General features: G+C 59.5%; 6 protein-coding genes. 4 read left to right on the top strand and 2 right to left on the bottom strand.

Annotated elements, in window-relative coordinates; genetic code table 11:
• The 4 genes from OUZ52_RS21455 to OUZ52_RS21440 form a co-directional block, all read left to right on the top strand.
• Nucleotides 1–669, top strand: a 669-nt coding sequence (locus tag OUZ52_RS21455; RefSeq protein ID WP_266160627.1) for a heme oxygenase-like domain-containing protein, incomplete at its 5' end; no start/stop codon positions are given.
• Nucleotides 670–1085: 416 nt separating this feature from the next.
• Nucleotides 1086–2426: a glucoamylase family protein gene (locus OUZ52_RS21450; protein ID WP_266160626.1), complete on the top strand. Its 1341-nt coding sequence runs from the start codon at nt 1086–1088 to the stop codon at nt 2424–2426.
• Nucleotides 2427–2502: 76 nt separating this feature from the next.
• Nucleotides 2503–3414, top strand: coding sequence for a phosphogluconate dehydrogenase (NAD(+)-dependent, decarboxylating) (gene gnd / locus OUZ52_RS21445; protein ID WP_266160624.1), 912 nt, complete (start codon nt 2503–2505; stop codon nt 3412–3414).
• Between the two features lie 636 nt (nt 3415–4050).
• Nucleotides 4051–4347 (top strand): hypothetical protein, encoded by a 297-nt coding sequence (locus tag OUZ52_RS21440; RefSeq protein ID WP_266160623.1) that lies wholly within the window; start codon nt 4051–4053, stop codon nt 4345–4347.
• Between the two features lie 135 nt (nt 4348–4482).
• On the opposite strand, the gene tkt is transcribed toward OUZ52_RS21440, so the two are convergent.
• Together tkt and OUZ52_RS21430 are read right to left on the bottom strand one after the other, a co-directional pair.
• Nucleotides 4483–6546, bottom strand: coding sequence for a transketolase (gene tkt / locus OUZ52_RS21435; RefSeq protein WP_266160622.1), 2064 nt, complete (start codon nt 6544–6546; stop codon nt 4483–4485).
• Between the two features lie 36 nt (nt 6547–6582).
• Nucleotides 6583–7532, bottom strand: a 950-nt coding sequence (locus OUZ52_RS21430; RefSeq protein ID WP_484489071.1) for a phosphohexomutase domain-containing protein, incomplete at its 5' end; no start/stop codon positions are given.

Raw genomic sequence — 7532 nt, 5'->3', positions numbered from 1 at the left:
GAATATCGTCATGCGATCGTGCAGATTTTTACCGATGCCTTGTTGGCTGCTCAGCTGCAAAGTCGCCAGCTCGAACCGCGTTTGCAGCCCGGCGCCAAGTTGGCTCCGCGTTTTCTGCTGACGTTGAACGATCTGGATGAGTTCGGTTTCCGCCCCGGGCTCGATGTCGACAGTTACTACCGTGGCAATCCTGCCTACGCGCACTATCCGCTCTTTGAGCGGGTGCTGGACGATTACGGCATCGAGCCGCACGTGCGTGAGTCGTATGTGCCGAGTCAATCGTCGCAAAGCGTGCGTGAGTATCTGGACCAAAGCTACGGCAACTATCTCGATGTCGTAGTACTTTTGGCCGCCGCGGAAGAAGAGGTCATCCTGTTCAGTCCACCCCTGCGCGAAGCGACACGCGCGCTGGGTATCAACGTTGACGACGGTTATTACTTTGTACACGGCGTCAGTGCAGACGAGACCTCGGACGCCGCCGACGACGATCACGAGGACGACCTGTGGCTGATTCTCACCCAGGCACTCACGCCTGATCAGTACATGCGCGTACAAGCGTTATGCCTGCGCTACTGCGATCTATGGGCTGAGTTCTGGACGGCTCAGCTGGCCCAGGCCAACGTCTTGAGTGCAGCGACGAGGACCGCGGTTTTCGCCAAGGCGATGTAATGCATGCCTGCATGGCAGACGATGGACCGGTTCATCGAGGTGACTGGCCCGGTTCTAGCCGGCTCTTGCCACGAACGGTGTTGCGATAGTCATGGCGCGGCCGTCGATAGCGGACGGCGAGGTCGTACGACGAAAGGAGCGCCCTGGGCTTTCAGGCAGGGCGTTTGAGCTGCAAGCCCGCGGCGCCCAGCGCCGCGGGCTTGCAGCAATTCGTACCGTTGCCGGATGGCTCTGCCTGGGGTTGTGATGGCGGCGTGACTGTCGAGCAGTCTGTACTGAGGTCGGCATGGGCGAAGAGCATGCACGGCGCTCGACCGGCACTTCGTCAGCTAGCGGTGTAGGATGGCGCACGGTCGTCAGCACGGTGAGGTGCGGTGGCCTTCCATGACGCCGAGGCTGATCTTCTCATCCGATCTATGCGCTCCCCACCGCTTAGCCATCCGCTTCAGTCCGGGCAACAGCTGCAGCACCTGCAGAACAAGGCGTTTGCCTATTTCCAGTACGAGACCCAGCTGAGCAATGGACTGGTCGCGGATAAAACCGCGCCCCATTGGCCTGCCAGTATCGCTGCCACCGGGTTGGCGCTGAGCAGTTATCCGATAGCCGTCGAGCGCGGTCTGCTGAGCAAGCAGGCGGCGATCAAACGCACGCTGACGACCCTGCGTTTTCTTCGTGACAGCCCGCAAGGCGAAGAGCCGGATGCGACCGGATATCGCGGTTTCTATTACCACTTTCTCGATATGCAAAGCGGCCGTCGTGCCTGGCAGTGCGAGCTATCTACCGTCGACAGTGCTTTTTTGTTTGCTGGCATGCTGGCCGTGGCTGCGTACTTCAACGATGACAGCGCAGAACAGCATGAGATCCGCGATATCGCTCATGCGCTATACCGACGCGCGGACTGGCCCTGGGCACAGGCCGCGGATGGCACGATAGGGCATGGCTGGCGGCCGGAAAGCGGTTTTATTCCGCATCGCTGGCAGGGCTACGACGAAGGTCTGCTGCTTTATGTGCTGGCACTTGGTTCGCCCACACATCCGCTGGCATCGAATGCGTTTGAGGCGTGGGCTTCCACCTATGAATGGAAGCGTTGCTACGACATCGAGTATCTCTACTGCGGGCCATTGTTTACCCATCAGCTATCACATCTATGGCTGGATCTGCGTGGCATCCAAGATGCTTTCATGCGTGGCAAGGGCATCGATTATTTCGAGAACAGCCGTCGCGCGACACAGATTCAGCAACGCTACGCGATCGACAATCCGCTAGGTTTCAAAGGCTATTCCGCCGAGTGCTGGGGCATTACCGCCAGCGATGGCCCTGGCCCTGCCACGCGGAATATCGATGGAGTCGAGCGGCAGTTCTACGACTACGAAGGCCGTGGTGCACCTGAGGGCCTCGATGACGGCACGGTAGCGCCGTGGGCTGTGGTCGCCTCGCTGCCTTTTGCACCCGAGATTGTGTTGCCGACCGTGCACCACTTCATCCATACGCTACAACTGCACGAACATCATCCTTACGGCTTCAAGGCCAGCTTCAATCAGACCTGGCCCGAGCCTGCGCATGGCGACGCCTCCGATGGTTGGGTATCGCCGTATTTTTTCGGTCTGGACCAGGGCCCGATCTTTCTCATGGTGGAAAACCACCGCAGCGGTATGTTGTGGGAGTTGATGCGCAGTTGCCGCTGGATTGTCGATGGCTTGCATCGAGCCGGTTTCGAAGGTGGCTGGCTGGCCAAAACAACCAGGTCACACCGATGACGATTTTGTACCGCGGCTATGCGCAAGCTACATGGCCTAAGACCTTTTTTCGAACGACTGCTACGGAGTAAATGCAATGAAACTTGGCATGGTGGGTTTAGGGCGCATGGGCGCCAACATGGCAGAACGACTATTGCGCGGCGGCCATGAAGTCGTTGGATTCGATCCGAACGCCGACGCGCGCAAGGCCTTGGAAACCCATGGAGCCAGCTCAGCTGACTCATTGCAGACGCTGGTCAAGGCGTTGCCCGCGCCGCGCGTGCTGTGGCTGATGGTGCCTGCGGGCAAGATCACCGATGACACGGTCAATACCTTGCTGTCGTTGCTGGATACCGGCGATACCGTGATTGACGGCGGTAACTCCAATTACAAAGACACCATGCGTCGCGCCAAGCTGTATGCCGACCAAGGGCTGCATTATGTCGACTGCGGTACCAGCGGCGGCATCTGGGGGTTGCAAGAGGGCTACAGCATGATGATCGGCGGCGACGAGCATGCCGTGGAGTCGTTGCGGCCGATCTTCGAAACACTGGCGCCTGGCAAAGAACAAGGCTGGGGCCGGGTCGGCCCGGTCGGTTCGGGCCACTTTACCAAGATGGTTCATAACGGTATCGAATACGGTTTGATGCAGGCCTACGCCGAAGGCTTTTCGATCTTGCAGCACAAACAGGAATTCGGCCTCGATCTGCATCAAATCGGCGAGATCTGGCGCACCGGCAGTGTGGTGCGCTCGTGGCTGCTGGATCTGACCACCGATGCCTTGAGCAAAAACCCGACCATGGCCGGTATCGCGCCGTACGTGGTCGATTCCGGCGAAGGGCGCTGGACGGTGGATGAAGCCGTCGCACTCAACGTGCCGGCGCCGGTGATTACCCTGTCGCTGATTGAGCGGCTTCGTTCGCGTGACAACGAGTCGTTCTCGGACAAGCTGCTTGCCGCCATGCGTAACGAATTCGGCGGACACGAGATCAAATCCGAATCGAAGTAACGGTATTTACTGTTCGCTGATTTATGGCCGTCCGTGGCCTTGTGGCGATCAGCATCGAGCCGGTCGGGCGAGAGTGGCCCATGGATCGAGCGCGGGTTTCATTCTCGGCCTGATGGATGCGCTATAAAACGCGCACGATATGAGCGCCGTGCGCGAAGCATTGCAGCATTCAAACAGGCCAGCTCATCCCTTCATCTTTGCCTTCGCAAACCGAAGGCAATTCAAAGACGGTATCCAACGGATACCGTTAATGACCCGGCGGTGAAAGATGCCTTGCCGCGATCAAGAACACCGGTCGAGTTGACGCCCTCGTCGCGTACCACATGCTATCGCCCCTGCCAGGCATGATGGCGGTCAATGCCGGCGGCTTCGGCGCAGGGAAGAGGCGACCATGGCGTTTGCGCGTAACGGTATCGACTCGTCTAAAAAACCGATTGCCGAGCATCAACGAAAAGCTTAGTCTGAAGGCGGTGCTTTTTAATCCATTGACTTGGCGGCGGCAATGGATAATGTCATGCGGCAATCATCGGACTGAGCTTTATCAATTCGTGCGAATTTCTGGCCTGTGTGTGAGTAATTGCGGTTACTAGACCCGTTCACCCGTATATCGAGTGTTCTAATCCAGGAGATCCATTTATGCGTTTGCTCTCACTCGTATCCGTCAGCATTTTTACGCTATTGCCCGTACTGGCAAATGCCGGCGAATGGCCGGCGGGCCAAAGAAGCAAGTTCGTCGATACGTGTGTCAACGCCGCAAAATCTACCAAGGTCGATCCAGCGACTGCCAAGACCAGTTGTGAATGCAATGCCGGCGTTATCGACAAGACATTCACAACGAAAGAAATTGAGATGTTCAACGCCGGCACCGCTACGCCGGCGATGACTAATCGAATGTTGTCCGGCATTTCCGTGGCCTGCAAACCAAAGAAGTAGGTCAGGCATCGAAGCCGAAAGGGCCCTGAATCTTTTCAGGGCCAGCGGGTCGACGAAAGGGGCAAGCCAACCCGGTGCACTATGCATCCGTCCACGGCATCGAAACGGGCCATCGATGTAGTTATCTGTACGTAGTTATCCGTGCAGTAGCGCTTTGGCCTTGGCTACCACGTTGTCGACGGTAAAGCCGTATTCGCGCAGCAGGATGTCGGCCGGTGCGGAGGCTCCGAAACGCTCGACTCCGAGCATGTCGCCACGGTCGCCGGTATAACGGTGCCAGCCCTGGGCCACGCCTAGTTCTACCGCCAAACGCGCGGTGATCTTGGGTGGCAATACCTGGTCGCGATAACTTTGCGGCTGGGCATCGAATAGCTCCCAGCTTGGCATCGAGACGCAGCGCACGGCGATGCCTTCGCTTTGCAGGCGCTCGGCGGCAGCCAGAATCAGGCCGACTTCAGAGCCGCTGGCGATCAGGATCAGCACCGGCGTGGGGTCTTTGGCCGTGCTTGCCGGGTAATCCTTTAGCACGTAGGCACCGTGGCGCAAGCCGTCGGCGCTAGCGTAGATTTGTCGATCCAGGGTAGCGACGTCCTGGCGGGTCAATGCCAGCAATACCGGGCGATTGCGGGTTTCTACCGCAACCTTCCATGCCACCGCTGTTTCATTGGCATCGGCAGGGCGAATCACGGTGAGATGGGGAATGGCGCGCAAGCTGGCCAATTGCTCTACCGGTTGGTGGGTGGGGCCGTCTTCGCCGAGCGCAATGCTGTCGTGAGTAAATACGTGCACGACATGCAGGCCAGTCAGTGCGGCAAGGCGGATGGCCGGGCGCAGGTAGTCAGAGAAGATCAGGAACGTCGAGCCATAGGGGATAAAGCCGCCGTGTGCGGCCAGTCCATTGGCGATCGCGCCCATGGCGTGTTCGCGCACCCCGAAATGCAGATTGCGGCCGGCATAGCTCCAGCCGGCACTGTCCGAACCTTGGGTATCCTGATGCGCTATCGCCTTGGGGTTGAAATCGCCCAAGCCCTTTAGAGCCGTGTGAGTGGATGGGTCCAGATCGGCTGAGCCGCCGCCCAGGGCGGGTAGTTTCGCCGCCATCGCGTTCATCACCTTGCCGCTGGCGACACGTGTGGCCAGGCCTTTGGCGTCGGCGGGAAATACCGGGATGTCGCTATCCCAGCCGGAAGGAAGCTGGCTGGCTAGCCGGTCTTGTAGCTCGCGGGCCAATTCGGGGTAGGCCTTGGTGTAGGCATCTAGGCGTCCATTCCAATCCGCTTCGGCTTTGGCGCCGCGAGTCAAGGCTTGACGAAAATGAGTCAAGGCTTCTTGCGGAAGCAGGAAGGGCGGGTCGACGGGCCAGTCGAGTTTTTCCTTGGTCTTTTTTACATCCTCGACGCCGAGCGGTGAGCCGTGTGCCTTGTAGCTGTCTTGCTCGGGCGAGCCAAAGCCGAGATGTGTGCGTACCAGGATCAGCGAAGGCCGGCTGGTGTCGGCGCGGGCCGCTTCCATGGCTGCATGAATGGCGGCCAGATCATTGCCGTCGGCCACCTCAATGGTTTGCCAGCCATAGGCTTCGAAACGCTTGGCACGATCTTCCGAGAACGTGATATCGGTGCCGGCCGCCAGGGTGACGTAGTTGTCGTCATACAGGCAGATCAGCTTGCCCAGTTTGAGATGTCCGGCCAGCGAGGCCGCTTCGGCGGCGACACCTTCCATCAGATCGCCATCGCTGACGATGGCCCAGGTGTGGTGATCGATCAGCGCATGGCCTTCGCGGTTGTAGCGCGCGGCAAGATGGGCTTCGCCGATGGCCAGGCCGACGGCGTTCGCCAGGCCCTGGCCCAGCGGCCCCGTGGTGACCTCGACACCGGGCGTATGTCCGCGCTCGGGATGTCCGGGGGCCTTGCTGCCCCATTGGCGAAATTGCTTGATATCGTCCAGCGACAACTCGTAACCGGTCACGTGCAGCAGGCTGTATAGCAGCGCCGAGCCGTGTCCGGCCGAGAGTACGAAGCGGTCGCGGTCGACCCACTGCGGATTGGCCGGATGATGTTTCAGCTGGCCTGTCCATAGCGCATAAGCCATCGGCGCGGCACCCAGCGGCAGGCCAGGGTGGCCGCTGTTGGCATGTTGCACCATGTCCACCGACAAGAAGCGAAGCGTATTGATGCATTGCTGATCGAGTAGGTCGGACATGGTTATTCCTTCAATAGATAGGGCAGCCTCGGAAACTCAGGCCAGTGCCGCGTCAACAATGCTCTGCGCTTCCTTCAGAATGCTTTGCAGATGCTCTTCGCCGTTGAAGCTTTCGGCATAGATTTTGTAGATGGCTTCGGTACCGGATGGCCGCGCGGCAAACCAGCCGTTTGCAGTCACTGCCTTGATGCCGCCGATCGCACCCTGGTTGCCGGGTGCGCGGTCAAGCACTTGAATGATGGTTTCGCCAGCCAGCTGATCGCTGCGCAATTGGTCGGGCGACAGTTTGGCCAGCTTGGCTTTTTGTGCCGGAGTAGCCGCGGCTTCCACACGGTCGGCGGTGGGTTCGCCAAGCTCACGGGTCAGTTGCGCATACAACTCGCCGGGGTCTTTGCCCTGGCGTGCGGTGATTTCCGCGGCCAGCAGCGATGGCACCAAGCCATCTTTATCGGTGGTCCACACCGTGCCGTCGTGGCGCAGCAACGAGGCGCCTGCGCTCTCTTCGCAGCCGAAACCCAGCGAGCCGTCGAATAATCCCGGCGAAAACCATTTGAAACCGACCGGCACTTCGTATAGCCGGCGTCCGAGCCGTTTGACCACGCGGTCAATTAGCGCGGTGCTTACCACGGTCTTGCCGATCGCCACCTGTGTGTTCCACTGCGGCCGGTGTTGGAACAGGTAATCGATTAGTACCGACAGATAGTGATTAGGCTCCATCAGGCCGTGGCTGCGGGTAACCACACCATGACGATCATGGTCGGTATCGCAGGCAAAGGCGACGTCGTAAGTGTCCTTCAAACCGATCAGCCGTTGCATCGCGTACGACGACGATGGGTCCATGCGGATCTTGCCGTCCCAGTCCAGCGTCATGAAGGCGAACTGCGGGTCGACTTCCTTGCTGACCACGGTGAGATCGAGCTTGTAGCGCTCGGCAATCGGCGCCCAGTAATTCACCCCGGCACCGCCGAGCGGGTCGACGCCCATGC

This window comes from Dyella silvatica, assembly GCF_026283955.1.
In the GTDB taxonomy this organism is placed as follows: domain Bacteria; phylum Pseudomonadota; class Gammaproteobacteria; order Xanthomonadales; family Rhodanobacteraceae; genus Dyella_C; species Dyella_C silvatica.
The sequence above is the reverse complement of the archived record's forward strand: the minus strand, read 5'-3'. Positions and strand labels throughout refer to the sequence as shown.